This is a genomic window from Streptomyces physcomitrii (assembly GCF_012273655.1).
In the GTDB taxonomy this organism is placed as follows: domain Bacteria; phylum Actinomycetota; class Actinomycetes; order Streptomycetales; family Streptomycetaceae; genus Streptomyces; species Streptomyces physcomitrii.
The window spans coordinates 126941-152419 of sequence record NZ_JAAWWP010000015.1 but is presented as its reverse complement, the minus strand read 5'-3'; the positions used below and the strand labels follow the sequence as shown (position 1 = coordinate 152419).

Annotated in this window: 23 protein-coding genes; 20 read left to right on the top strand and 3 right to left on the bottom strand. The window is 72.3% G+C overall.

Features of this window, described 5'->3' with window-relative positions:
• Positions 1-212: 212 nt before the first annotated feature.
• Positions 213-2420, bottom strand: coding sequence for an elongation factor G-like protein EF-G2 (locus HFV08_RS22755; RefSeq protein ID WP_168541875.1), 2208 nt, complete (start codon positions 2418-2420; stop codon positions 213-215).
• 241 nt (positions 2421-2661) lie between these two features.
• On the opposite strand from HFV08_RS22755, the gene pgsA reads away from it, so the two are divergent.
• The 17 genes from pgsA to HFV08_RS22670 all read left to right on the top strand — a co-directional run bounded on the left by pgsA (position 2662) and on the right by HFV08_RS22670 (position 19985).
• Positions 2662-3327, top strand: a complete 666-nt coding sequence (pgsA, locus tag HFV08_RS22750) for a phosphatidylinositol phosphate synthase (RefSeq protein ID WP_168541873.1) — start codon at positions 2662-2664, stop codon at positions 3325-3327.
• The gene (locus HFV08_RS22745) at positions 3324-4235 is read left to right on the top strand and encodes a phosphatidylinositol mannoside acyltransferase (RefSeq protein ID WP_168541871.1); all 912 of its coding nucleotides are present in this window, start codon (positions 3324-3326) and stop codon (positions 4233-4235) included. Before pgsA ends, HFV08_RS22745 begins: the two co-directional genes overlap by 4 nt.
• Entirely contained in the window at positions 4232-5416 is a 1185-nt protein-coding gene (locus tag HFV08_RS22740) for a glycosyltransferase family 4 protein (protein WP_168541869.1), read from the top strand. The genes HFV08_RS22745 and HFV08_RS22740 overlap by 4 nt, the downstream gene beginning before the upstream one ends.
• 234 nt (positions 5417-5650) lie before the next feature.
• Complete coding sequence (locus tag HFV08_RS22735) at positions 5651-6196, top strand: LemA family protein (protein ID WP_040255069.1); 546 nt, start codon at positions 5651-5653, stop codon at positions 6194-6196.
• Positions 6197-6451: 255 nt separating this feature from the next.
• Positions 6452-7369 (top strand): pyridoxal 5'-phosphate synthase lyase subunit PdxS, encoded by a 918-nt coding sequence (gene pdxS, locus HFV08_RS22730; RefSeq protein ID WP_040255070.1) that lies wholly within the window; start codon positions 6452-6454, stop codon positions 7367-7369.
• 10 nt (positions 7370-7379) lie between these two features.
• A complete protein-coding gene (gene pdxT / locus HFV08_RS22725; protein WP_168541867.1) occupies positions 7380-7970 on the top strand; it encodes a pyridoxal 5'-phosphate synthase glutaminase subunit PdxT in 591 nt (196 codons plus the stop codon).
• A gap of 137 nt (positions 7971-8107) precedes the next feature.
• Positions 8108-8860 (top strand): YebC/PmpR family DNA-binding transcriptional regulator, encoded by a 753-nt coding sequence (locus HFV08_RS22720; protein WP_040255072.1) that lies wholly within the window; start codon positions 8108-8110, stop codon positions 8858-8860.
• A gap of 176 nt (positions 8861-9036) precedes the next feature.
• Positions 9037-9588, top strand: coding sequence for a crossover junction endodeoxyribonuclease RuvC (gene ruvC, locus HFV08_RS22715; RefSeq protein ID WP_168541865.1), 552 nt, complete (start codon positions 9037-9039; stop codon positions 9586-9588).
• Complete coding sequence (gene ruvA / locus HFV08_RS22710) at positions 9585-10193, top strand: Holliday junction branch migration protein RuvA (RefSeq protein WP_168541863.1); 609 nt, start codon at positions 9585-9587, stop codon at positions 10191-10193. The genes ruvC and ruvA overlap by 4 nt, the downstream gene beginning before the upstream one ends.
• 150 nt (positions 10194-10343) lie before the next feature.
• On the top strand, positions 10344-11423 hold the full coding sequence (gene ruvB / locus HFV08_RS22705; protein WP_168541861.1) for a Holliday junction branch migration DNA helicase RuvB: 1080 nt from the start codon (positions 10344-10346) through the stop codon (positions 11421-11423).
• Positions 11424-11589: 166 nt separating this feature from the next.
• Complete coding sequence (yajC, locus tag HFV08_RS22700; protein WP_168541859.1) at positions 11590-12045, top strand: preprotein translocase subunit YajC; 456 nt, start codon at positions 11590-11592, stop codon at positions 12043-12045.
• Positions 12046-12178: 133 nt separating this feature from the next.
• Positions 12179-13984 carry a protein translocase subunit SecD gene (gene secD, locus HFV08_RS22695; RefSeq protein WP_168541857.1) on the top strand — a complete coding sequence of 602 codons (1806 nt, stop codon included), beginning with the start codon at positions 12179-12181 and terminating at the stop codon, positions 13982-13984.
• Between the two features lies 1 nt (position 13985).
• Positions 13986-15113: a protein translocase subunit SecF gene (gene secF, locus HFV08_RS22690; RefSeq protein ID WP_168541855.1), complete on the top strand. Its 1128-nt coding sequence runs from the start codon at positions 13986-13988 to the stop codon at positions 15111-15113.
• Positions 15110-15658 (top strand): adenine phosphoribosyltransferase, encoded by a 549-nt coding sequence (locus HFV08_RS22685; RefSeq protein ID WP_168541853.1) that lies wholly within the window; start codon positions 15110-15112, stop codon positions 15656-15658. The genes secF and HFV08_RS22685 overlap by 4 nt, the downstream gene beginning before the upstream one ends.
• 359 nt (positions 15659-16017) lie before the next feature.
• Positions 16018-16404, top strand: coding sequence for a hypothetical protein (locus HFV08_RS22680; RefSeq protein WP_168541851.1), 387 nt, complete (start codon positions 16018-16020; stop codon positions 16402-16404).
• A 280-nt stretch (positions 16405-16684) separates the two neighbouring features.
• Positions 16685-19186, top strand: a complete 2502-nt coding sequence (locus tag HFV08_RS22675; RefSeq protein WP_168541849.1) for a RelA/SpoT family protein — start codon at positions 16685-16687, stop codon at positions 19184-19186.
• A 298-nt stretch (positions 19187-19484) separates the two neighbouring features.
• Positions 19485-19985 carry a tetratricopeptide repeat protein gene (locus HFV08_RS22670; protein ID WP_168541847.1) on the top strand — a complete coding sequence of 167 codons (501 nt, stop codon included), beginning with the start codon at positions 19485-19487 and terminating at the stop codon, positions 19983-19985.
• A 73-nt stretch (positions 19986-20058) separates the two neighbouring features.
• Here HFV08_RS22670 and HFV08_RS22665 read toward each other — a convergent pair whose 3' ends face one another.
• Positions 20059-21288, bottom strand: a complete 1230-nt coding sequence (locus tag HFV08_RS22665; protein WP_168541845.1) for a DUF349 domain-containing protein — start codon at positions 21286-21288, stop codon at positions 20059-20061.
• A gap of 213 nt (positions 21289-21501) precedes the next feature.
• Positions 21502-22299 carry a peptidylprolyl isomerase gene (locus tag HFV08_RS22660; RefSeq protein ID WP_168541843.1) on the bottom strand — a complete coding sequence of 266 codons (798 nt, stop codon included), beginning with the start codon at positions 22297-22299 and terminating at the stop codon, positions 21502-21504.
• 201 nt (positions 22300-22500) lie between these two features.
• On the opposite strand from HFV08_RS22660, the gene HFV08_RS22655 reads away from it, so the two are divergent.
• The 3 genes from HFV08_RS22655 (at position 22501) to HFV08_RS22645 (ending at position 25464) form a co-directional block, all read left to right on the top strand.
• Positions 22501-23214 (top strand): MBL fold metallo-hydrolase, encoded by a 714-nt coding sequence (locus HFV08_RS22655; RefSeq protein WP_040255084.1) that lies wholly within the window; start codon positions 22501-22503, stop codon positions 23212-23214.
• A gap of 13 nt (positions 23215-23227) precedes the next feature.
• The gene (gene hisS, locus HFV08_RS22650) at positions 23228-24490 is read left to right on the top strand and encodes a histidine--tRNA ligase (protein WP_168541841.1); all 1263 of its coding nucleotides are present in this window, start codon (positions 23228-23230) and stop codon (positions 24488-24490) included.
• Between the two features lie 326 nt (positions 24491-24816).
• The gene (locus tag HFV08_RS22645; RefSeq protein ID WP_168541839.1) at positions 24817-25464 is read left to right on the top strand and encodes a vitamin K epoxide reductase family protein; all 648 of its coding nucleotides are present in this window, start codon (positions 24817-24819) and stop codon (positions 25462-25464) included.
• Positions 25465-25479 lie beyond the last annotated feature (15 nt).

The following is a 25479-nucleotide window of genomic DNA, read 5'->3' as shown; positions in this document are numbered from 1 at the left end:
GCTGCGGCATTTTCCCGACTTCGCTGCCCGGCACACCTGTTGCTCAGGTCACGGTCTTGATCAGGTGCTCAGCGTATCGGGCCCGTCGCGATTCGTCAGGTGGCGGCGGAAGGCCGGGCACCGGTTTTCCGCCGCGGTGAAGTGCCGTGCCCGCGAAGGGAGTTGGGGCGCGGCCGCGGCCCGTCCCGGTCGGGAGCGGGCCGCGGCGCGGACTACGCCGGTTCCCGCCGCTCCTCCCGCAGCCGGGCCGCCACCTGCTCCGGCATCGGCTCGTGCCGGACATACGCCCGCGAGAAGCGGGCGGTGCCGTGGGTGAGCGCGCGCAGGTCCACGGCGTACCGCTCGATCTCCAGCTCGGGCACCTCGGCGCGGACCAGGGTGCGGGCGCCCGGGGCCTGTTCGGTGCCGAGGACCCGGCCGCGGCGGGAGGAGAGGTCGCTGAGCACGGTGCCCACGAACTCGTCGGCCACTCGCACCGCCACCTCGGCCACCGGCTCCAGGAGGTGCCGCCGGGTCTCCTGGGCGGCCTCGCGCAGCGCGAGGGCGCCCGCGGTCTGGAAGGCGGCGTCGGAGGAGTCCACCGAGTGCGCCTTGCCGTCGACCAGGGTCACCCGTACGTCCACCAGCGGGTGCCCGCCGCCGAAGCCGCGTTCGGCCTGGGCGCGGACGCCCTTCTCCACCGAGGGGATGAACTGCCGGGGCACCGCGCCGCCCACCACCCGGTCCACGAACTCGACGCCGGTGCCGCCGGGCAGCGGCTCCACCTCGATCTCGCAGATCGCGTACTGCCCGTGCCCGCCGGACTGCTTCACATGGCGGCCCCGGCCCGCGGCCCGCCCGGCGAAGGTCTCCCGCAGCGCGACCCGGTGCCCGACCACGTCGACCTGCACCCCGTAGCGGCTGCGCAGGCGTTCCAGGGCCACGCCCGCGTGCGCCTCGCCCAGACACCACAGGACCACCTGGCCGGTGTCCGGATTGTGTTCGAGCCGCATCGTCGGGTCCTCGGCGACGAGCCGGGCCAGCCCCTGGGAGAGCTTGTCCTCGTCGGACTTGCCGTGCGCCTCGACCGCGACCGGCAGCATCGGATCGGGCATCCGCCAGGGCGCCATGAGCAGCGGGTCCGCCCGGTCCGAGAGGGTGTCCCCGGTCTCCGCCCGGCTGAGGCGGGCGACGCAGGCCAGGTCCCCGGCGCCGCACTCGGACACCACCCGCTGCTGTTTGCCGAAGGGCACCGAGAGCGCGCCGACCCGCTCGTCCACGTCGTGGTCCTCGTGCCCGCGGTCGGCGAGGCCGTGGCCGCAGACATGCACCGTCTCGTCGGGGCGCAGGGTGCCGGAGAAGACGCGGACCAGGGACATCCGCCCGACGTACGGGTCCGAGGCGGTGCGCACCACCTCGGCCACCAGCGGGCCCCCGGGGTCGCAGCGCAGCTCCTCGCGCGGGCTGCCGGAGATCGTGGTGACGGGGGGCACGGTGCGCTCCGGTGGGGTGGGGAAGCCGCCGGAGACCAGTTCCAGGAGTTCGACGGTGCCGAGGCCCTGGCGGGCGCCGGGGGCCGCGGGGGCGGCGGCGAGCACCGGGTGGAAGGTGCCCCGGGCGACGGCCCGCTCCAGGTCCTGGACCAGGGTCTTGGCGTCGATCGGCTCGCCCGCGAGATAGCGGTCCATGAGGGTCTCGTCCTCGCTCTCGGCGATGATCCCCTCGATCAGGCGGTTGCGGGCCTCCTCGATCAGCGGCAGCTGCCCGGGCTCCGGTTCGGACTCCACCCGCTCGCCGGAGGAGTAGTCGAACAGGCGCCCCGAGAGCAGTCCGACGAGGCCGGTGACGGGCGCGTGGCCGTCCGGGGCCTCGGTGCCGTACCGCGGCAGGTAGAGCGGGAGGACGGCGTCGGGGTCCTCGCCGCCGAGGACCTCGGCGCAGATCCGGGTCATCTCCTCGAAGCCGGCCCGGGCGCTCTCCAGGTGGGTGAGGACGATGGCGCGCGGCATCCCGACGGCCGCGCACTCCTCCCAGACCAGCCGGGTCGCCCCGGCGACGCCCTCCGCGCCCTCGGCCGCCGAGACGACGAAGAGGGCCGCGTCCGCCGCCCGCAGACCGGCCCTCAACTCGCCCACGAAATCGGCGTATCCGGGGGTGTCCAGGAGATTGATCTTCAGTCCGTCCCAGCCGAGCGGCACCAGCGAGAGCTGTACGGAGCGGTGCTGGCGGTGCTCGATCTCGTCGTGGTCGGAGACGCAGGTGCCGTCCTCGACCCGTCCCGCCCGGTTGACCGCCCCGGTGCTCAGCGCCAGGGCCTCCACCAGGGTGGTCTTCCCGGCTCCGCTGTGGCCGACCAGCACGACGTTCCGCAGGGACGAGGGCGGGCCGGCCGACGGTGCTCTGCCGGCGGCTCCGGAGGGGGTGTGCGAGCGGGCGCCCATGGCGTGCCTCCCGGTTTCCGTGCGCGGTGAGGTCGCGGGGGACGTCGGCGCGCGGACCGGTGCGGGAGCGGCTCCGGCGACGCCCGCGGTCCTTCGAGCTTTGCACCGCCGCCGCCCCGCGTCCATACGCACGGCGGCGGGGGCCGCCCCGGCCCGTCGGCGGCACCCCCCTTGACATGACTACGATGGGCGCGCCGGTGGCCAGCAGGGGCCGGCGGCGCATCGAACCCCCGGGAAGGCCATGCTGAACAAGTACGCGCGTGCATTCTTCACGCGTGTCCTCACGCCGTTCGCCTCGTTCCTCATCCGCCGCGGGGTCAGCCCCGACACGGTGACCCTGCTCGGCACCGCCGGGGTGATGGCGGGCGCGCTGGTCTTCTACCCGATGGGCGAGTTCTTCTGGGGCACCGTCGTCATCACGCTGTTCGTCTTCTCGGACCTCGTCGACGGCAACATGGCCCGCCAGCTCGGCCGCTCCAGCCGCTGGGGCGCCTTCCTCGACTCCACGCTCGACCGGGTCGCGGACGGCGCGATCTTCGGCGGCCTGGCGCTCTGGTACGCGGCCGGGGGCGACGACATCGTGCTCTGCGCGGTGAGCATCTTCTGCCTGGCGAGCGGCCAGGTGGTCTCGTACACCAAGGCACGCGGCGAGGCGATCGGGCTGCCGGTGGCGGTCAACGGACTGGTGGAGCGTGCCGAGCGGCTGGTGATCTCGCTGGTGGCCGCCGGATTCGCGGGGCTGCACAAGTTCGGGGTGCCCGGCATCCAGTGGCTGCTGCCGATCGCGCTGTGGATCGTGGCCCTGGGCAGCCTGGTCACCCTCGTCCAGCGGGTGGTCACCGTCCGCAGGGAAGCCGCCGAGGCCGACGCCACCGCTGCCGCCGAGGAGAGCGAGGCCAGGTCGTGAGCACCGCGCAGGAGCGGCTCACCGACACCCTCTACGGGCTCGGCTGGGGCGCCGTGAAGCAGCTCCCCGAACCCCTCGCGGTCCGCCTCGGGCAGACCCTCGCGGACACCGCGTGGAAGCGGCGCGGCAAGAGCATCCTGCGCCTGGAGGCCAACCTCGCCCGGGTGGTGCCGGACGCCGGGCCCGAGCAGCTCGCCGCGCTCTCCCGGGCCGGGATGCGCTCGTATCTGCGCTACTGGATGGAGTCCTTCCGGCTGCCCGCCTGGAGCGAGGAGCGCCGGCGCACCGGCTTCGACCCGAAGGACCTGCACCACCTCACCGACGGCCTCGACGCGGGCAGGGGCGTCGTCCTCGCCCTGCCGCACCTGGCCAACTGGGACCTCGCGGGCGCCTGGGTCACCACCGCGCTCGGGGTGCCCTTCGCCACCGTCGCCGAGCGGCTGCGCCCCGAGACGCTCTACGACCGCTTCGTCGCCTACCGGGAGAGCCTCGGCATGGAGGTCCTCCCGCACACCGGCGGCGCCGCCTTCGGCACCCTCGCCCGGCGGCTGCGCGCGGGCGGCCTGGTCTGCCTGGTCGCCGACCGGGACCTCTCGGCCTCCGGGGTGGACGTCGACTTCTTCGGCGAGACCGCGCGGATGCCCGCCGGGCCCGCGGCCCTCGCCCAGCAGACCGGGGCGCTGCTGCTGCCGGTCACCCTCTGGTACGACGACTCACCCGTGATGCGGGGCCGGGTGCACCCGGCGGTCGAGGTGCCCGCCGACGGCAGCCGCGCGGAGAAGACGGCCGCGATGACCCAGGCGCTCGCGGACGTCTTCGCCGCGGGTATCGCCGACCACCCCGAGGACTGGCACATGCTCCAGCGGCTCTGGCTCGCCGACCTCGAACCCCGCCGGGAGAGCCCGTGAGGATCGGGATCGTCTGCCCGTACTCCTGGGACGTGCCGGGCGGCGTCCAGTTCCACATCCGCGACCTCGCCGAGCACCTCATCGCCCTCGGCCACGAGGTCTCGGTGCTCGCCCCCGCCGACGACGAGACACCGCTGCCGCGCTACGTGGTCTCCGCGGGCCGCGCCGTGCCGGTGCCCTACAACGGCTCGGTGGCCCGGCTCAACTTCGGCTTCCTGTCCGCGGCCCGGGTGCGCCGCTGGCTGCACGACGGCACCTTCGACGTCATCCACATCCACGAGCCCGCCTCGCCCTCGCTCGGCCTGCTGACCTGCTGGGCGGCGCAGGGCCCGATCGTGGCCACCTTCCACACCTCCAACCCGCGCTCGCGCGCCATGATCGCGGCTTACCCGATCCTGCAGGCGGCCCTGGAGAAGATCAGCGCCCGGATCGCGGTGAGCGAGTACGCCCGGCGCACCCTGGTGGAGCACCTCGGCGGGGACGCCGTGGTCATCCCCAACGGCGTGGACGTCGACTTCTTCGCCGGAGCCGAGCCGCGCCCCGAGTGGGGGACCCCGGCCGCCGAGCGGGACACCGGCGGCACCATCGGCTTCATCGGCCGCATCGACGAGCCCCGCAAGGGACTGCCGGTCCTGATGCGGGCGCTGCCCTCGATCCTGCGCGCGCGCCCCGACGCCCGGCTGCTGGTCGCGGGCCGCGGCGATGAGGAGGAGGCGGTCGCCGCGCTGCCCGCCGGGATGCGGGAGCGGGTGGAGTTCCTCGGCATGGTCAGCGACGAGGACAAGGCCCGGCTGCTGCGCAGCGTCGATCTGTACGTGGCGCCCAACACCGGCGGCGAGAGCTTCGGGATCATCCTCGTCGAGGCGATGTCGGCCGGGGCGCCGGTGCTCGGCAGCGACCTCGACGCCTTCGTCCAGGTCCTCGACCGGGGCGCCGCGGGCGAGATCTTCGCGAACGAGGACGCCGAGGCGCTCGCCGGGGCCGCGGTACGGCTGCTCGGCGACCCGGCCCGCCGGGCGGAGCTGCGCGAGCGCGGCAGCGCCCATGTGCGCCGCTTCGACTGGTCGACGGTGGGCGCGGACATCCTCGCCGTCTACGAGACCGTGACCGACGGCGCCGCCTCGGTCGCCACCGACGACCGCCCGGGCCTGCGCCAGCGCTTCGGCCTCGCGCGCAGCTGAGGAGCCGGGTCCCACTCGTCGCCGCGCCCCGGCCTGACCTCGCCGACTCGCCTGCCCGGTCGTGGCTTTGAGCAACTCGTCGGCGCGCACGGGGAGTTGAGTCCCGCCGTGCCCCGGGCGTCCTCGCCTGCGGGAGCCGGGTCCGGTCGCGGCCCGTGCTTGCTCGCGTCCGGCCGAGACCCGTGCGCGCTCGGGTGCGGCGGCGGTCCGGCCGCCGCCCGGTAGCCTTCGCCCGTGACACCCACCCTGATCTGGATCGCGGTCGCCCTGTTCGCGATCGGCCTCTACCTGAGCTGGACCGCGGGCCGCCTCGACCGGCTGCACGCCCGTATCGACGCCACCCGCGCCGCCCTCGACGCCCAGCTCCTGCGCCGCGCCTCGGTCGCCCAGGAGCTCGCCACCTCCGGGGTGCTCGACCCGGCCGCGTCGATCGTGCTCTACGAGGCCGCGCACGCCGCCCGGCAGGCCGAGGAGGAGCACCGCGAGGTCGCCGAGAGCGAGCTGAGCCAGGCGCTGCGGGCGGTCTTCGGCGACGCGCCCCAGGTGGAGGCGGTCCGCGAGGCGCCGGGCGGGGTGGCGGCCGCGGAGGAGCTGGCGCAGGCGGTCCGCCGGGTGCCGATGGCCCGCCGCTTCCACAACGACGCGGTCCGCGCGGCCCGGGCGCTGCGCCGGCACCGCAAGGTCCGCTGGTTCCGCCTCGCCGGGCACGCCCCCTTCCCGCTCGCCTTCGAGATGGACGACGAGCCGCCGGAGGCCCTCGCCGACCGGGCCACCGGCTGACCGGACCGGCCCCGGCGGACCCGCCACCCGCGGCCGAGCGGCCCCCGGCCGCCGTCAGCCCAGGTCCGCGCGGCCACCCGCGGGAGTTCACCAATCCCTCGTACGAGTGCGGGGACCCGCCCCCGCACGTACGCGAACGTCTTCACGCCAGGGGCCAAAACGATCCACCGGCTGTTCATTGGCCCTTGCTGTGGCCTGCTTCACCGGGGTTTCCTCAAGCCTGCAACAGCCTTCCTTCCCCCAGCGAGGTCCCCTGTGTCCAGCACGCTCCCGCACACCACCGCCGAGACGCCGCAGACCGGCACCGCCCGCGTCAAGCGAGGCATGGCCGAGCAGCTGAAGGGCGGCGTGATCATGGACGTCGTCACCCCGGAGCAGGCGAAGATCGCCGAGGACGCGGGTGCCGTCGCCGTCATGGCCCTGGAGCGGGTGCCCGCCGACATCCGCAAGGACGGGGGAGTGGCCCGGATGTCCGACCCGGACATGATCGAGGGCATCATCGGCGCCGTCTCCATCCCGGTGATGGCCAAGTCCCGGATCGGCCACTTCGTCGAGGCGCAGGTCCTGCAGTCCCTCGGGGTCGACTACATCGACGAGTCCGAGGTGCTCACCCCGGCCGACGAGGTCAACCACTCCGACAAGTGGGCCTTCACCACCCCCTTCGTCTGCGGTGCCACCAACCTGGGCGAGGCGCTGCGCCGGATCGCCGAGGGCGCCGCGATGATCCGCTCCAAGGGCGAGGCCGGCACCGGCAACGTCGTCGAGGCGGTCCGCCACCTGCGCCAGATCAAGAACGAGATCGGCCGGTTGCGCGCCCTCGACAACAACGAGCTCTTCGCCGCCGCCAAGGAGCTGCGCGCCCCCTACGAGCTGGTCAAGGAGGTCGCCGAGCTGGGCAAGCTGCCCGTCGTCCTCTTCTCCGCGGGCGGTGTGGCCACCCCGGCGGACGCCGCGCTGATGCGCCAGCTCGGCGCCGAGGGCGTCTTCGTCGGCTCCGGCATCTTCAAGTCGGGCGACCCGGCCAAGCGCGCCGCGGCCATCGTGAAGGCCACCACCTTCTACGACGACCCGAAGATCATCGCGGAGGCCTCCCGCGACCTCGGCGAGGCCATGGTCGGCATCAACTGCGACACCCTCCCCGAGGCCGAGCGCTACGCCAACCGCGGCTGGTGAGGCACCCCCGATGAGCAGCACACCCGTCATCGGCGTCCTGGCACTCCAGGGCGACGTACGGGAGCACTGCACGGCCCTCGCCGCCGCGGGCGCGGCGGCGAGGCCGGTGCGGCGCCCCGAGGAACTCGCGGCGGTGGACGGGCTCGTCCTGCCCGGCGGCGAGTCCACCACCATCTCCAAGCTGGCCGTGCTCTTCGGCCTGCTCGATCCGCTGCGCGAGCGGATCCGCTCCGGGCTGCCCGTCTACGGCACCTGCGCCGGGATGATCCTGCTCGCCGACAAGATCCTCGACCCGAGGTCCGGCCAGGAGACCCTCGGCGGCATCGACATGATCGTCCGCCGCAACGCCTTCGGCAGGCAGAACGAGTCCTTCGAGGCGGCCGTCGAGGTCAAGGGCTTGGCCGATCCGGTGCACGGCGTCTTCATCCGCGCCCCCTGGGTGGAGTCGGTGGGCGCGGGCGCCGAGGTGCTCGCCGAACACGGCGGCCACATCGTCGCGGTACGCCAGGGCAACGCGCTGGCCACCTCCTTCCACCCGGAGCTGACCGGCGACCACCGCCTGCACGGGCTCTTCGCGGACCTGGTGCGCGCGGCGGGCTGAAAGGCGGCCGCACCCCGCCCGCACCGCGCGGGGCGGGGCCGCCCCGGATCCTTGTAGGATCTTTGGCGGTACCCTCCGGACTCCCGCAGTTCCGGGGGAGTTCGTACGGAGACGGGTTACGCGAAGGAGACAGGCAGATGTCCGGCCACTCTAAATGGGCCACGACGAAGCACAAGAAGGCCGTGATCGACGCCAAGCGCGGCAAGCTCTTCGCGAAGCTGATCAAGAACATCGAGGTCGCCGCGCGCACCGGCGGCGCCGATATCGACGGCAACCCGACCCTCTTCGACGCCATCCAGAAGGCCAAGAAGCAGTCGGTCCCCAACAAGAACATCGACTCCGCGGTCAAGCGCGGCGCCGGCCTCGAAGCGGGCGGCGCCGACTACGAGACGATCATGTACGAGGGGTACGGCCCCAACGGTGTCGCGGTGCTCATCGAGTGCCTGACCGACAACCGCAACCGCGCCGCCTCCGACGTCCGCGTCGCCATGACCCGCAACGGCGGCAGCATGGCCGACCCCGGCTCCGTCGCGTACCTCTTCCACCGCAAGGGCGTCGTGATCGTCCCCAAGGGCGAGCTCGGCGAGGACGACGTGCTCGGCGCCGTCCTGGACGCGGGGGCCGAGGAGGTCAACGACCTCGGCGAGTCCTTCGAGGTGATCAGCGAGGCCACCGACCTGGTCGCGGTCCGCACCGCGCTCCAGGAGGCCGGGATCGACTACGACTCCGCCGACGCCAACTTCGTCCCGACCATGCAGGTCGAGCTGGAGGAGGAGGGCGCGCGCAAGATCTTCAAGCTGATCGACGCCCTGGAGGACAGCGACGACGTGCAGAACGTCTTCGCCAACTTCGACGTCTCCGACGAGGTCATGGCCAAGGTCGACGCCTGACGGCGGCTCAACTCGGCGCAGCGCAGCGGGCCGGCGGGGAACACCCCGGCGGCCCGTTCGCGCGTGCCGGGGCCCCGGGTGTCGGCACCTCGGGCGCCCGCCGGGGGCGTCGGCGCGGCCATTGTCGGACCAAGCCGATAGCCTGCACAAACAGTTGAGCGAGGGAAGGGGGCGGCATGCGGGTACTCGGCGTGGACCCGGGGCTCACCCGGTGCGGCGTCGGCGTCGTGGAGGGCGCCGCGGGCCGGCCCCTGACCATGCTCGGCGTCGGCGTGGTGCGCACCCCCGCCGAGGTGGACACCCCGCTGCGGCTGGTCGCGATCGAGCGCGGCATCGAGGAGTGGCTGGACGAGCACCGGCCCGAACTCGTCGCCGTGGAGCGGGTGTTCAGCCAGCACAACGTCCGCACCGTGATGGGCACCGCCCAGGCCAGCGCGGTCGCCATGCTCTGCGCGGCCCGCCGCGGACTGCCGGTGGCCCTGCACACCCCGAGCGAGGTGAAGGCCGCCGTCACCGGGAACGGCCGCGCCGACAAGGCCCAGGTCGGCGCCATGGTCACCCGGCTCCTGCGCCTCGCCGCCCCGCCGAAGCCCGCGGATGCCGCCGACGCCCTCGCCCTCGCCATCTGCCACATCTGGCGCGCGCCCGCGCAGAACCGGCTCGCCGAGGCCCAGGCCGCCGCCCGCCGCGCGCCCGCCCCCGCGTCCGTACGAAAGGTCAGGCGATGATCGCCTTCGTCAGCGGCCCGGTGGCCGCGCTCGCCCCCGACAGCGCCGTGGTCGAGGTCGGCGGCATCGGCATGGCGGTGCAGTGCACCCCCGGCACCCTGTCCGCGCTCCGCCTCGGCCAGCAGGCCAGGCTCGCCACCTCCCTCGTCGTCCGCGAGGACTCGCTCACCCTCTACGGCTTCGCCGACGACGACGAGCGGTCCACCTTCGAACTGCTCCAGACCGCGAGCGGGGTCGGGCCCCGGCTCGCCCAGGCCATGCTCGCCGTGCACAGCCCCGACGCCCTGCGCCGCGCCGTCGCCACTGCCGACGAGAAGGCGCTGACCGCGGTCCCCGGCATCGGCAAGAAGGGGGCGCAGAAGCTGCTCCTGGAGCTGAAGGACCGGCTCGGCGCCCCGCTCGGCACCGGCCCCGCGGTGGGCGCCCCGGTCACCGCGGGCTGGCAGGACCAGCTGCACGCCGCCCTGATCGGCCTCGGCTACGCCACCCGCGAGGCCGACGAGGCGGTGGCCGCGGTCGCCCCGCAGGCCGAGAGCGGCGGCGGCGCACCGCAGATCGGCCCGCTGCTCAAGGCGGCCCTGCAGACCCTGAACCGGACCCGATGAGCGGGCGGCGGGCACCGCGCTCCCCCGAAGTGGGGAAATTCCCGGGGCACAGTTGACGCCCCGCGCCCCGGGGGCACCCCTCCCGCGTACCCCCGCACCCCCACGCACACCGGCGGCCCCGACCGCCCCGACCCCGCGAGGCCACCACCCGTGAACTGGGACGACACCTCTGACGCCGCCGAGGACAGCGCCGAGGCCCGGCTCGTCGGCGCCGACGCCGACGGCGAGGACCAGGCCGTCGAGGCGGCCCTGCGCCCCAAGTCCCTCGGCGAGTTCGTCGGCCAGGAGCGGGTGCGTGAGCAGCTCGACCTCGTCCTGCGGGCCGCCCGGCAGCGCGGCGCCACCGCCGACCACGTCCTGCTCTCCGGCGCCCCCGGGCTCGGCAAGACCACCCTCTCCATGATCATCGCCGCCGAGATGGGCGCCCCGATCCGCATCACCAGCGGCCCGGCCATCCAGCACGCGGGCGACCTCGCCGCGATCCTCTCCTCCCTCCAGGAGGGCGAGGTCCTCTTCCTCGACGAGATCCACCGGATGTCCCGCCCGGCCGAGGAGATGCTCTACATGGCCATGGAGGACTTCCGTGTCGACGTGATCGTCGGCAAGGGCCCGGGCGCCACCGCCATCCCCCTCGAACTGCCGCCGTTCACCCTGGTCGGCGCCACCACCCGGGCCGGACTGCTGCCCCCGCCGCTGCGCGACCGCTTCGGCTTCACCGCGCACATGGAGTTCTACGAGCCCGCCGAGCTGCACCGGGTCGTCCACCGCTCGGCCGGACTGCTCGACGTGCGGGTCGACGGCGCGGGCGCCGCGGAGATCGCCGGACGCTCCCGCGGCACCCCCCGGATCGCCAACCGGCTGCTGCGCAGGGTCCGGGACTACGCGCAGGTCAAGGCGGACGGGGCGATCACCCAGGAGATCGCCGCGGCGGCCCTCGCCGTCTACGAGGTCGACGAGCGCGGCCTCGACCGGCTCGACCGGGCGGTGCTCGGCGCGCTGCTCAAACTCTTCGGCGGCGGCCCGGTCGGCCTGTCCACCCTCGCCGTCGCGGTGGGCGAGGAGCGGGAGACGGTCGAGGAGGTCGCCGAGCCCTTCCTCGTACGCGAGGGGCTGCTCGCCCGCACTCCCCGCGGCCGCGTCGCCACCCCGGCGGCATGGGCGCACCTCGGTCTCACCCCGCCTCCGGCGGCCGCGGGCGGCGGGGCCCAGCAGGACCTGTTCGGGGGCTGAGGGCGCAAAGGCTCAGGTGGCCAGGAACCCCGGTGCCATGCCGGGCGTTGTTCCATGCGTGCGGACTCCTTTAGACTCCGCCGATGCCGCCCTTGTGGCGGTGCGACCACCCCCCGTCGACCAGGCCCCGCTCCCCAGCGCGGTCGCATGAAGGAAGTACCCACCCGTGAGTCCTCTGACCCTCCTCCCGTTCGTCGTGCTTATCGGGGCCATGTTCTTGATGACCCGGTCTGCCAAGAAGAAGCAGCAGCAGGCCGTGCAGATGCGGGAGCAGGTGCAACCGGGTACCGGCATCCGCACGATCGGCGGCATGTACGCCACCGTCAAGGAGGTCAACGAGGACACCCTCCTCCTCGAGGTCGCCCCCGGCGTGCACGCCGTGTACGCGAAGAACTCCGTGGGTGCCGTCCTCGACGACGAGGAGTACAACCGCATCGTGCACGGCACCGAGGTGCCGGACGACGCCTCCTCCCTCACCGACGCCGACGCGACCGCGCCCGAGAAGACCGCGGACTCCGAGGACGACGGCCGTATCGACCTCGCCAAGGACGACGAGCCCGCCGAGGCCGGCACCGAGGACGCCTCGCCGAAGAAGACCGACGGCGAGTCCGACGCGAAGTAGTCGCGGCCGGGACCGCGGCGCGCCCTGAGGCGCACCCGCGGCCCCTGCGCACGCCGCGCGGAGTCCCGACACCAGGCCATGGCCCTCCGCCTCCGGATCCGGGGGCGGTCGGCCCGAGAGGGAGTACGAGAAGGTGGCAGCACCGAAGAAGGGCCGGAGGCCCAGCAGCCAGGGCCGCCCTGGCCGTACGCTGGCTTTCATCCTGATCGCCTTGGTGGCGCTCACCGGGGGGATGTTCGCTTCCGGGCACACCAAGCCGCGCCTGGGTATCGACCTCGCCGGGGGCACGAGCATCACGCTGCAGGCGAAGAGTCAGCCGGGCGAGAAGAACGCGGTCAACAAGACCAATATGAACACGGCCGTCGAGATCATCGAGCGCCGTGTCAACGGCCTCGGTGTCTCCGAGGCCGAGGTGCAGACCCAGGGTGACGACAACATCGTCGTCAACATCCCCAAGGGCAGCAACGAGAAGCAGGCGCGTGAGCAGGTCGGCACGACCGCCCAGCTCTTCTTCCGTCCCGTGCTGACCCTCGCCCCGGGCGCACCCCAGAAGGAGCAGCCCCCGGCCGACCCGTCCAAGAGCCCCGACAAGGGCGGCGACAAGGACAAGGGCAAGGGCGGCGACAAGGACGCCGCCGAGCCGGACGACAAGGCCACCGGCGGCTCCGGGGACAAAGAGAGCCCCAGCCCCACGGCCACCACGCAGGGCCGCCCGCTCAGCGAGGGCCTGACGGCCGACGACCCGACCCCCACCGCGAGCCCCTCGGGCAAGCCCTCCGACAAGGAGTCCACGCCGCCGAAGCCGAGCGGCGAGGAGGCGAAGGCCGCCGACCTGCAGAAGCGCTTCACGGCGCTCGACTGCACCCAGAGGGCCACCCGCGCCAAGACCGCCGAGCAGTCCGCCGCCGCGAAGGGCAAGGACGTCGTCCTCGGCTGCGGCCAGAACAACCAGAAGCAGTGGCAGAAGTACATCCTCGGTCCGGTCGGGGTCGAGGGCCGGGACGTGGACGACGCCAAGGCCGTGCTCGACACCACCAGTGGTGCCGGGTGGAAGGTCACCATGGACTTCAACGACAAGGGTGCCAAGGCCTTCGGTGACATCACGGGCGAGCTGGCGAAGAAGCAGTCCCCGCAGAACCAGTTCGCGATCGTCCTGGACGGCGAGGTCGTCTCCGACCCGTACGTGAGCCGGGCCCTGACCCAGGGCACCGCCGAGATCTCCGGCAGCTTCGACCAGCAGTCCGCCAAGGACCTGGCCAACATCCTCTCCTACGGCGCCCTGCCGCTCTCCTTCCGCGAGGACACCGTCACCACGGTGACCGCGGCGCTCGGCGGGGAGCAGCTGCGCGCGGGCCTCATCGCCGGTGCGATCGGCCTCGCCCTGGTCGTCATCTACCTGGTGGCCTACTACCGGGGCCTGTCGCTCATCGCCATCGCCTCGCTGCTCGTGTCGGCCGCCCTGACCTACACGATCATGGCGCTGCTCGGTCCGACGATCGGCTTCGCGCTGAACCTCCCGGCCGTCTGCGGAGCGATCGTCGCGATCGGTATCACCGCCGACTCCTTCATCGTCTTCTTCGAACGCATAAGGGACGAGATCCGCGAGGGCCGCTCCCTGCGGCCCGCCGTCGAGCGCGGCTGGCCCCGGGCCCGGCGCACCATCCTGGTCTCGGACTTCGTGTCCTTCCTGGCCGCCGCGGTGCTCTTCATCGTCACCGTCGGCAAGGTCCAGGGCTTCGCCTTCACCCTCGGGCTGACGACCCTGCTCGACGTCGTGGTCGTCTTCCTCTTCACCAAGCCGCTGATGACGATCCTCGCGCGGAAGAAGTTCTTCGCCAACGGTCATCCGTGGTCGGGACTCGACCCGAAGCGGCTGGGCGCCAAGCCGCCGCTGCGCCGCACCCGCCGCACCCACTCTTCCGACACGAAGGAGGCCTGAGGTGTCGAAGCTCGGCGATCTCGGGGCCAGGCTCCACCGCGGTGAGGTCAGCTACGACTTCATCGGCAAGCGGATGATCTGGTACGGCCTCTCGGTCCTGATCACCATCACCGCCATCGTGGGTCTCGCCGTCCAGGGACTCAACATGGGCATCGAGTTCAAGGGCGGTGCCGTCTTCAACACCCCGAAGACGGACGTCTCCGTCTCCCAGGCGGAGGAGGCCGCGGAGAAGGCCTCCTCGCACGACGCGATCGTCCAGGAACTCGGCCAGGGCGGTCTGCGGATCCAGATCAGCAGCATCGACACCGCCGAGGCGACCCCGATCAAGGACGCGCTCGCCGAAGAGCTGAAGATCGACCCGGACCGCATCAACGCGGAACTGGTCGGCCCCAGCTGGGGTGAGCAGATCGCCCAGAAGGCCTGGACGGGCCTGATCGTCTTCATGATCCTCGTGGTGATCTATCTGGCGATCGCCTTCGAGTGGCGCATGGCGGTCGCCGCGCTGATCGCGCTGATCCACGACATCACGATCACGGTGGGCATCTACGCCCTGGTCGGCTTCGAGGTCACCCCGGGCACCGTGATCGGTCTGCTGACGATCCTCGGTTACTCGCTCTACGACACCGTCGTGGTCTTCGACTCCCTGAAGGAGAGCTCGAAGGACATCACCAAGCAGAACCAGCTCACCTACAGCGACGTCGCCAACCGTTCGATCAACGGCACCCTGGTGCGGTCGGTCAACACCACGGTGGTCGCGCTGCTGCCGGTCGCCGGACTGCTCTTCATCGGCGGCGGCGTGCTCGGCGCGGGCATGCTCAACGACATCTCGCTCTCGCTCTTCGTCGGCCTCGCGGCCGGTGCGTACTCCTCGATCTTCATCGCCACCCCGCTGGTCGCCGACCTCAAGGAGCGCGAGCCGAAGATGAAGGCGCTGCGCAAGCGGGTGCTCGGCAAGCGCGCGGCAGCGGCGGCCAAGGGCGACTCCGGCGGGGCCACCGTGGAGGCCGACGAGGACACCGGGGCGACCGCGGACGACTCCGAGGACGCCTCACCCGCGGTCGTCGGCCCCCGCAACCAGCCCGTCGCCCGCAGCCGCGGGCGCGGCCGCCCCTCGGGGAAGCGCCGATGACCGAGACGGCCGCGCTGAAGGAACTGCTGCTCAGCCGCATCCGGGACGTCCCCGACTATCCGCAGCCGGGGGTGATGTTCAAGGACATCACCCCGCTGCTCGCGGACCCGGAGGCCTTCGAGGCGCTCACCGAGGCACTCGCGCAGGCGGTGGCCCGCAGCGGCGCCACCAAGATTGTCGGTCTGGAGGCCCGGGGCTTCATCCTGGGCGCCCCGGCCGCGGTCCGGTCCCGGATCGGCTTCATCCCGGTCCGCAAGGCGGGCAAGCTCCCCGGAGCCACCCTCAGCCAGTCCTACGACCTGGAGTACGGCTCCGCGGAGATCGAGGTGCACGCCGAGGACCTGTCCTCCGGTGACCGTGTCCTGATCATCGACGACGTCCTGGCCACCGGAGGCACCGCCGAGGCCGCGGTACGGCTCGTGCGCAGCGCGGGTGCCGAGGTCGCCGGTGCCGTGGTCATGATGGAGCTGAGCGTCCTCGGCGGTCGCGGACGGCTGGAGAAGGCGCTCGGCGAGGCCCCGCTGGAGGCCCTGCTCACGGTCTGACGCACAGCCCGCCCGCACCGGGCGAGAAGGCGGCCGTTCCCGGATTTCTTTCCGGGAACGGCCGCCTTCTGCATGCGGGACCGCCCCGGCACGCTCACGTGATGAGCCGCCGGACGTACGCGGGAATTCCGGCGCCGCTGTTCCCCTCGCTTCTCCCGCATGCCTCCCGCTCATTGTCCGGAGAGTCTCAACTTCTGCTCAAATACCTGGATTTCAGTACATCCTGCTGGCAGAGTTGATCTTGACCACGCCGGCCGCTGTCGCGAAAGCGGCCGACGGAGCAAGAAAGCACGGCAACAAAGCACAGCAAGAAAAACGGAGGGGAAAAAGTGACTCTCTCGCACAGGATTTCCGCGGGAATGGTGACGCTCGTCTCGGCCGCGGCGCTGACCGTCGCCGCGGCACCGGCCGGGGCCGCACCGGCCAAGTCGCAGGAGGCGCCCGCCTCGGTGGGCTTCAAGTGCTCGAATTCCTGGAAGAACGCCGGAAGCCTTCCCGGAAAGTGGAGCAAGGTGAAGGACAGCACCTGTTCCATCTTCGGCAACCCGAAGTACAAGGCCGCCTACCAGTGGGCCGCCGAGCGCGGCAGCGTCTGCGTCAAGGTGAAGGGTTTCTCGAAGGGCAAGGCCAAGTGGTACAACGCGGGCTGCGGAAAGACCGGGGCCATCAAGAACGTGCCCTGGGGCAATGTCGCCGCGCACAAGGAAATGAAGGTCAAGGGCGCCGCCCTCTTCAAGTGGCGCTGAGCACCGAGGGGCATTGAGCTGCCGGGGCGAACCGCTCCCGGACAGCCGTGACCCGGCGGGCAGGCACCGGCCGACCACCGGTGCCTGCCCCGTTCGCGCACCGGCCGAGGAGCCTGTCCGCGACACCGTCCAGGGCCCCTTCGCGGAGGCGGTCCAGGGCCCTCACAAGGCCGGCCGCAGGCCCCCGCGCAGGGCTCGGGGCGAGACGTACCGGGGCGATCGCTACCATGGTTGTCCGGGACCTGATCGGGGACCCGGCTCGCGCACCGAGGAGCGCCCTTTGCCAGACGAGGCCCAGCCCACCGCCGCGAAGTCCGACGCAGAGTCCGGACGGCCCGCGGCCTCCGCCGCCCCCCGTGCCGGTGAGGCTCCCGCACCCGAGCCCGCAGCGGGCGGGACGGCCGCGCCGTCGCGCTCGAAGCCCTCCGCGGCCCCCGCGGTGCGGCCCGCCTCCGGCGCCACCTCGCGCAATGCCTCGTCCAACCGCGTCCGGGCCCGGCTCGCACGCCTCGGCGTGCAGCGCTCCAACCCGTACAACCCGGTCCTCGAACCGCTGCTGCGGATAGTGCGCGGCAACGATCCCAAGATCGAGACCCTTACGCTGCGCCAGATCGAGCGGGCCTACCAGGTCGCCGAGCGCTGGCACCGGGGGCAGAAGCGCAAGAGCGGCGACCCGTACATCACGCATCCGCTCGCGGTCACCACCATCCTCGCCGAGCTGGGCATGGACCCGGCGACCCTGATGGCGGGCCTGCTGCACGACACCGTCGAGGACACCGAGTACGGCCTCGACACCCTGCGCCGCGACTTCGGCGACCAGGTCGCGCTGCTCGTGGACGGCGTCACCAAGCTGGACAAGGTCAAGTTCGGCGAGGCCGCGCAGGCCGAGACCGTCCGCAAGATGGTCGTCGCCATGGCCAAGGACCCGCGGGTCCTGGTGATCAAGCTCGCCGACCGCCTGCACAACATGCGCACCATGCGCTACCTCAAGCGGGAGAAGCAGGAGAAGAAGGCCCGCGAGACCCTGGAGATCTACGCCCCGCTCGCCCACCGCCTGGGCATGAACACCATCAAATGGGAGCTGGAGGACCTCGCCTTCGCGATCCTCTACCCCAAGATGTACGACGAGATCGTGCGCCTGGTCGCCGAGCGGGCGCCCAAGCGGGACGAGTACCTGGCCATAGTGACCGACGAGGTCCAGGCCGACCTGCGGGCCGCCCGCATCAAGGCCACCGTCACCGGCCGCCCGAAGCACTACTACAGCGTCTACCAGAAGATGATCGTCCGCGGCCGGGACTTCGCGGAGATCTACGACCTGGTGGGCATCCGCGTCCTCGTCGACACGGTCCGCGACTGCTATGCGGCGCTCGGCACGGTGCACGCGCGATGGAATCCGGTCCCCGGCCGGTTCAAGGACTACATCGCGATGCCGAAGTTCAACATGTACCAGTCGCTGCACACCACGGTGATCGGCCCCTCGGGCAAGCCCGTGGAGCTGCAGATCCGCACCTTCGACATGCACCGCCGCGCCGAGTACGGCATCGCCGCGCACTGGAAGTACAAGCAGGAGGCCGTGGCGGGCGCCTCCAAGGTGCGCAGCGACACGACCCGGGCGGCGGGCAAGTCCGGCAAGGACGCCGACGCCGTCAACGACATGGCCTGGCTGCGGCAGCTGCTCGACTGGCAGAAGGAGACCGAGGACCCCTCGGAGTTCCTGGAGTCGCTGCGCTTCGACCTCTCCCGCAACGAGGTCTTCGTCTTCACGCCCAAGGGCGATGTGATAGCGCTGCCCGCGGGCGCCACCCCGGTCGACTTCGCCTACGCGGTGCACACCGAGGTCGGCCACCGCACCATAGGCGCACGCGTCAACGGACGCCTCGTACCGCTCGAATCCACCCTGGACAACGGCGATCTGGTCGAGGTCTTCACCTCCAAGGCGGCCGGCGCGGGACCCTCCCGGGACTGGCTCGGCTTCGTCAAGTCGCCGCGGGCGCGGAACAAGATCCGCGGCTGGTTCTCCAAGGAGCGGCGCGACGAGGCGATCGAGCAGGGCAAGGACGCCATCGCCCGCGCGATGCGCAAGCAGAACCTGCCGATCCAGCGCATCCTCACCGGCGACTCCCTGGTCACCCTCGCCCACGAGATGCGCTACCCCGACATCTCCTCGCTGTACGCGGCGATCGGCGAGGGCCATGTCGCCGCGCAGAACGTCGTACAGAAGCTGGTGCAGGCCCTCGGCGGCGAGGAGGCCGCCAACGAGGACATCGCCGAGAGCGCCCCGCCGGTCCGCTCCGGGCGCAGCCGCAGCCGCCGCTCCAGCGCGGACCCGGGTGTGGTCGTCAAGGGCGTCGAGGACGTCTGGGTCAAGCTCGCCCGATGTTGTACGCCGGTGCCGGGCGACCCCATCATCGGCTTCGTCACCCGCGGCAGCGGCGTCTCGGTGCACCGCGCGGACTGCGTGAACGTCGACTCGCTGGCCCGGGAGCCGGAGCGGATGCTCGACGTCGAGTGGGCGCCCACCCAGTCCTCGGTCTTCCTGGTCGCCATCCAGGTGGAGGCCCTCGACCGCTCCCGGCTGCTCTCGGACGTCACCCGCGTCCTGTCCGACCAGCACGTCAACATCCTCTCCGCGGCCGTGCAGACCTCACGGGACCGGGTGGCCACCTCCCGCTTCACCTTCGAGATGGGTGACCCCAAGCACCTGGGCCACGTCCTGAAGGCGGTCCGCGGAGTCGAGGGCGTGTACGACGTCTACCGGGTGACATCGGCGCGGAGGCCCTGAGGGCAGCTCTCCCGCCGCCGGGCCCGCACCTCGTCCTGAGCCGGGGCGAGCCGCGCGTGGAGATCAGCGGGGAGGCGGCGGGCGACGAACGGACGCTGCGGCGCGTGCTCGCGGTCCTCGAACCGGACGGGCCCGGACCGGACAGGCCCGAACCGGATGGGCTCGAACCGGACGGGCCCGAACTGGAGCGGGAGGACACGACCGATGACGGCGCTTCCTGCCCCGGCCCGCTAACGCGCCGTGCTCATCGGCACCGCCTCCTACCGCCATCCGCCCCAACTCCCGGCGGTGGAGGCCGATGTGGCCGGCCTCGCCCCGCGACCGGCTCGCGCTCGCCCCGGACGGGGAGCGCTACACCGCCGTCACCGGGGAGCTGCCGCGCGTCCTGCGGGCCGGGGTGCCCGCGGGCCCCGTGCTCGCCGGCGACGTACGCGCCGCCCTGGTCGCCACCGGCCTCACCCTGGCCCGGCTGCTGCGGGCCGAGGGCAACACCCGGGACGCGCTGCCGGTCCTGCGCCTCGCCCTGCGGGAGCAGGTCAGCGAGGGGCGCGGCGAACTGCTCACCGTACAGCTGGAGTTGTCGGAGCTGCTCGCCGAGACGGGCCAGCTCCGCGAGGCCATCGAGGTCCTCGAACCGGCCTTCCAGCACGTGCACAAGGTGTACGGGCCCGAGGCCGTCCTGGTCTGCCGCAGGCTCGCCGACCTGCTCCAGGAGTCCGGCAACCACATCCAGGCCTGCGAGGTCCGCAAGCACGCCCTCGACATCGCCGAGTACGGGAGCGTGGGCGGCCCGGCGTAGTACGGCGCGCACGCGAAGGCCCGGTCCGCGCCGACGCGCGGACCGGGCCTCGCTCTCGCAGCGGGCGGCAGCCTCAGCCGCCGAACTCCTGGAGACCCTTCAGCGCCTGGTCGAGCAGCGCCTGGCGGCCGTCCAGCTCCTTCTGGAGCTTGTCGGCCCTGGCGTTGTTGCCCGCGGCACGGGCGGTCTCGATCTGCTTGCCGAGCTTGTCGACGGCGGCCTGCAGCTGACCGGTCAGGCCCTCCGCGCGGGCCCGCGCCTCCGGGTTGGTGCGGCGCCACTCGGCCTCCTCGGAGTCCTGCAGCGCACGCTCCACCGCGTGCATCCGGCCCTCCACCTTCGGGCGGGCGTCACGCGGTACGTGGCCGATGGCCTCCCAGCGCTCGTTGAGCGAACGGAAGGCCGCCCGGGCCGACTTGAGGTCGGTCACCGGCAGCAGCCGCTCCGCCTCGGCGGCCAGCTCCTCCTTCAGCTTGAGGTTCTCCGTCTGCTCCGCGTCCCGCTCCGCGAAGACCGCGCCGCGGGCGGCGAAGAAGACGTCCTGGGCGCCGCGGAAGCGGTTCCACAGATCGTCCTCGTGCTCGCGCTGGGCGCGGCCCGCCGCCTTCCACTCGCCCATCAGCTCGCGGTAGCGCGCCGCGGTGCCGCCCCAGTCGGTCGAGCCGGAGAGCGACTCGGCCTCCGAGACCAGCCGCTCCTTGGTCTTGCGGGCCTCCTCGCGCTGCGCGTCCAGCGAGGCGAAGTGCGCCTTGCGCCGCTTGGAGAAGGCCGAGCGGGCGTGCGAGAAGCGGTGCCAGAGCTCGTCGTCGGACTTGCGGTCCAGACGCGGCAGCCCCTTCCAGGTGTCCACCAGGGCCCGCAGCCGCTCGCCCGCCGAACGCCACTGCTCGCTCCGCGCCAGCTCCTCCGCCTCGGCGACCAGATTCTCCTTGGCCTGCCGCGCCTCGTCGGACTGCTTGGCCTTCTGGACCTTGCGCTCCTCACGCCGCGCCTCGACCGTCCCGACGAGCTTGTCGAGACGGTCGCGCAGGGCCTGGAGATCGCCGACCGCATGGTGGGCGTCCACCTGCTCGCGCAGGTGGTCGACGGCGGTCTGGGCGTCCTTGGCCGACAGGTCGGTGGTCTTCACCCGGCGTTCGAGGAGGCCGATCTCCACAACCAGGCCCTCGTACTTGCGCTCGAAATAGGCCAGGGCCTCGTCCGGGGATCCGGCCTGCCAGGAACCGACGACCTTCTCACCGTCGGCCGTACGCACGTACACGGTGCCCGTCTCGTCGACGCGGCCCCACGGGTCGCTGCTCACAGCGCCTCCTCCACATGATGCCCCTCGGGTACTGCCGCCCCCGGGCATCGTCCACAGTTCGTCACCGCAAACATAGGCGACCGGCGGGGCGGCTGTCCGCATCCCGCGCGACCGAACTTACGAGGCGGGAGCCCCCGGCAGCGCTTGATGACGCCGCGTGCGCCCCCCGGTGCGAACAGTGTCCGCGCACCGCCCGCCCCGCCCCGCCCCCGGTCAGGAGGTGCGCACGGTGGCCTTGTCGATGACCACCGTGGCGTTCGGCGCCCCGTCGCCGCCGCCCGAGTCCTCGCCCGCGTCCGCGATCTTCTTCAGCACCTTCATACCGCTCTTCGAGACGGTCCCGAACGGCGTGTAGTCCGGCGGCAGTTGGGTGTCCCGGTAGACCAGGAAGAACTGGCTGCCGCCCGAGTCGCGGCCCTTGCCGGTCTGGGCGTTGTACTTGTTGGCCATCGCCACCGTGCCCGCCGGGTAGACATCGCCCCGCAGCCGCTTGTCCTTGAGGTTCTCGTCGTCGAGCGTGTAGCCGGGGTCGCCCTCGCCGTCGCCCCGCGGGTCGCCGCACTGCAGGACGTTGACGGTGCCGGTGGTCAGCCGGTGGCACCGGGTGTGGTCGAAGTAGCCCTTGCCCGCGAGGAAGCGGAAGGAGTTCACCGTGTGCGGGGCGGCCCCGGCGTCCATGGCGATGCCGATGCTGCCGCAGGTGGTGTCCAACTCCATCGTGTAGTCGGCCGACTTGTCGATCGCGAGGGCCGGCTCCTTCTTGAACGAGAGCGGCTTCACCTTGCCCGCCGCGGGCTTGCCGCAGGGGTCCTGGGCGCTGCTGTCGCCGGAGTCGCCGTCGAAGACGCCGCCCACCCAGAGCCCGCCCGCGACCACGAGGAGCAGCCCCAGGGCCGCGCCGATCAGGATGGTGCGCTGCCGCGCCCTGCGCTGCGCCGCCGCACGGCGCTGCTGCTGCCGTATCCGCTTCTCTCTGGCGAGCTGCTTGCGCCGCTGTTCCTGGCTGACCACGGGCTCTCTCCTCGTGCGTGTGTGCGTACGCGTGCGTGTGTACGTGACGGCTGCGGGCCCGCGCCGTACCGACTCCGGCGCGAGGGTGCCCGTACCGTATACGGGTTGGCTGTGGGATCGGCTCCGCCGGTAGGCTCTGAGCAGCCGCGTTCCCCGCCGCCGCGGGCCGGCCGAACCGTCGCCGACGAACGAAGGACGATCGTGCTCATTGCCGGGTTCCCCGCCGGGGCCTGGGGGACCAACTGCTATCTGGTCGCCCCCGCCGCAGGCGAGGAGTGCGTGATCATCGACCCGGGCCACCAGGCCGCCGAGGGCGTCGAGGAAGCGCTGAGGAAGCATCGGCTCAAGCCCGTCGCGGTCGTCCTCACCCATGGCCACATCGACCATGTGGCCTCCGTCGTCCCGGTCTGCGGCGCGCACGACGTGCCCGCCTGGATCCACCCCGAGGACCGCTACATGATGAGCGATCCGGAGAAGGCGCTCGGCCGCTCCATCGGGATGCCGCTGATGGGCGAGCTGACCGTGGGCGAACCGGACGACGTACAGGAGCTGACCGACGGTGCCCTGCTGCGGCTCGCCGGAATGGAGTTCGGTGTGGCGCACGCGCCCGGGCATACCAAGGGGTCGGTGACCTTCCGGATGCCCGAGAGCCCGGAGATCCCTCCGGTCCTCTTCTCGGGCGACCTGCTGTTCGCCGGCTCCATCGGCCGCACCGACCTCCCCGGTGGCAGCCACCCGGAGATCCTCGAGTCGCTGGGCCGCGTGTGCCTGCCGCTCGACGACTCGACCGTGGTGCTGTCCGGGCACGGTCCCCAGACGACCATCGGCCAGGAGCGCGCCACCAACCCGTATCTGCGGCAGGTGGCCGCCGGCCTGGGGCCGGATCCTTCCACGGCCCCGCGACGAGGAATGTGACGATAAAGCTCCCGTGAACACCTTCCAGGCCCCCAAGGGCACCTACGACATCATCCCCCCGGACTCCGCGACCTACCTCGCCGTACGCGAGGCCATCGCGGCGCCGCTGAGGAACTCCGGCTACGGGTACGTCGAGACCCCCGGCTTCGAGAACGTCGAGCTCTTCGCGCGCGGTGTCGGCGAGTCCACCGACATCGTCAGCAAGGAGATGTACGCCTTCGAGACCAAGGGCGGCGACCGGCTCGCGCTGCGCCCCGAGGGCACCGCCTCGGTGCTGCGGGCCGCGCTCCAGGCCAATCTGCACAACGAGGGCAAGCTCCCCGTCAAGCTCTGGTACTCGGGTTCGTACTACCGCTACGAGCGCCCGCAGAAGGGGCGTTACCGCCACTTCTCCCAGGTCGGGGCCGAGGCCATCGGCACCGAGGACCCCTTCCTCGACGCGGAGCTGATCGTCCTCGCGGACCAGGCCTACCGCTCGCTGGGGCTGCGCACCTTCCGGATCCTGCTCAACTCGCTGGGCGACAAGGAGTGCCGGCCGGTCTACCGGACCGCGCTCCAGGAGTTCCTGCGCGGTCTCGACCTCGACGAGGACACCCGCCGCCGGATCGAGATCAACCCGCTGCGGGTCCTCGACGACAAGCGCGAGTCCGTCCAGAAGCAGCTGACCGGGGCGCCCCTGCTGCGCGACTACCTCTGCGACGCCTGCAAGGCCTACCACGAGCAGGTGCGCGAGCTGCTCACCGCCGCCGGGGTGGCCTACGAGGACGACCCCAAGCTGGTCCGCGGCCTCGACTACTACACCCGCACCACCTTCGAGTTCGTGCACGACGGCCTCGGCTCGCAGTCCGCGGTCGGCGGCGGCGGACGCTACGACGGCCTCTCCGAGATGATCGGCGGCCCCTCGCTGCCCTCGGTGGGCTGGGCGCTCGGCGTGGACCGCACGGTGCTCGCCCTCCAGGCCGAGGGCGTCGTCCTCGAACTGCCGCCCGCCACCAGCGTGTTCGCGGTGCCGCTCGGCGAGGAGGCGCGGCGGGTGCTGTTCGGCGTGGTCACCGGGCTGCGCAAGCAGGGCGTCGCCGCCGACTTCGCCTTCGGCGGGCGCGGGCTCAAGGGCGCCATGAAGAACGCCAACCGCAGCGGCGCCCGGTTCGCGGTCATCGCGGGGGAGCGGGACCTCGCGGAAAACCTCGTCCAGCTCAAGGACCTGGAGTCCGGCGAGCAGAGCGCGGTCCCGCTGGACGCGCTGACCGGCGAGCTGCTCGCGCGGCTTGCCTGAGGGCCGTCCGGCCTGAGGGTCGCCTTGTCCGAGGGCCGGCTGAGCTGAGAGCCGCTGGCTCTGAGGGTGTGCCCCTGCCCGGTGGTCCGCCCGGTCCGAGTCGGGCGCGAGGCCCCGGGGACTGGTCCGCTGCGGATCGCCCCCGGGGCCTCGCGTGTACGCGCGGGCTCCCGTACGTGCGGGCGCGCCTTTCGACAGGCGCCTTCCCGTACGCGATACCGCGTTTTCCACAGGCTCCGCTTATCCACAGCGAACGGCGCCGATCGGGTCCCGTACGGCACAATGTCTCTGCCCTGAGCCCACCCCCACAGTGACGGATCGGCGTGATGAGCGAGACGAAGACAGCCACCGAAGGGGCCTCCTCCGGTTCCTCGCGCCCGGCCGCGGACACCGGGCGGCGGGTGGGCGGCAGCACCGCGCTCGCCCTGCTCCTGGTGCTCACCGGCGCGGCCGGGGTGCTCGCCTCCTGGGTGATCACGCTCGACAAGTTCAAGCTCCTGGAGGACCCGGACTTCACCCCCGGGTGCAGCATCAACCCGGTCGTCTCCTGCGGCAGCATCATGAAGAGCGACCAGGCCGAGGCCTTCGGCTTCCCCAACCCCCTGCTGGGCCTCGTCACCTACGCGATAGTCGTCTGCGTGGGCATGAGCCTGCTCGCCCGCGCCCGCTTCCCCCGCTGGTACTGGCTCACCCTCAACGCGGGCACCCTCTTCGGCGTCGGCTTCTGCACCTGGCTGCAGTTCCAGTCCCTGTACCGGATCAACGCCCTGTGCCTGTGGTGCTGCCTGGCCTGGGCCGCCACCATCCTGATGTTCTGGTACGTCACCTCCGCCAACATCCGCGGCGGCCTGCTGCCCGCCCCGCACTGGCTGCGCGGCTTCTTCGGCGAGTTCACCTGGGTGCTGCCGGTGCTGCACCTCGGCATCATCGGCATGCTCATCCTGACCCGCTGGTGGGACTTCTGGACCGGCTGAACCGGGTCCCGGCCG

Bases quoted from the DNA above. Each gene is read 5' to 3' on its own strand.
- pgsA (WP_168541873.1), top strand. From the start codon at position 2,662: ATGCTGAACAAGTACGCGCGTGCATTCTTCACGCGTGTCCTCACGCCG.
- HFV08_RS22685 (WP_168541853.1), top strand. From the start codon at position 15,110: ATGACCGAGACGGCCGCGCTGAAGGAACTGCTGCTCAGCCGCATCCGG.
- HFV08_RS22755 (WP_168541875.1), bottom strand. From the start codon at position 2,420: ATGGGCGCCCGCTCGCACACCCCCTCCGGAGCCGCCGGCAGAGCACCG.
- HFV08_RS22645 (WP_168541839.1), top strand. From the start codon at position 24,817: ATGAGCGAGACGAAGACAGCCACCGAAGGGGCCTCCTCCGGTTCCTCG.
- HFV08_RS22680 (WP_168541851.1), top strand. From the start codon at position 16,018: ATGGTGACGCTCGTCTCGGCCGCGGCGCTGACCGTCGCCGCGGCACCG.
- HFV08_RS22720 (WP_040255072.1), top strand. From the start codon at position 8,108: ATGTCCGGCCACTCTAAATGGGCCACGACGAAGCACAAGAAGGCCGTG.
- ruvC (WP_168541865.1), top strand. From the start codon at position 9,037: ATGCGGGTACTCGGCGTGGACCCGGGGCTCACCCGGTGCGGCGTCGGC.
- ruvA (WP_168541863.1), top strand. From the start codon at position 9,585: ATGATCGCCTTCGTCAGCGGCCCGGTGGCCGCGCTCGCCCCCGACAGC.
- HFV08_RS22670 (WP_168541847.1), top strand. From the start codon at position 19,485: ATGTGGCCGGCCTCGCCCCGCGACCGGCTCGCGCTCGCCCCGGACGGG.
- pdxT (WP_168541867.1), top strand. From the start codon at position 7,380: ATGAGCAGCACACCCGTCATCGGCGTCCTGGCACTCCAGGGCGACGTA.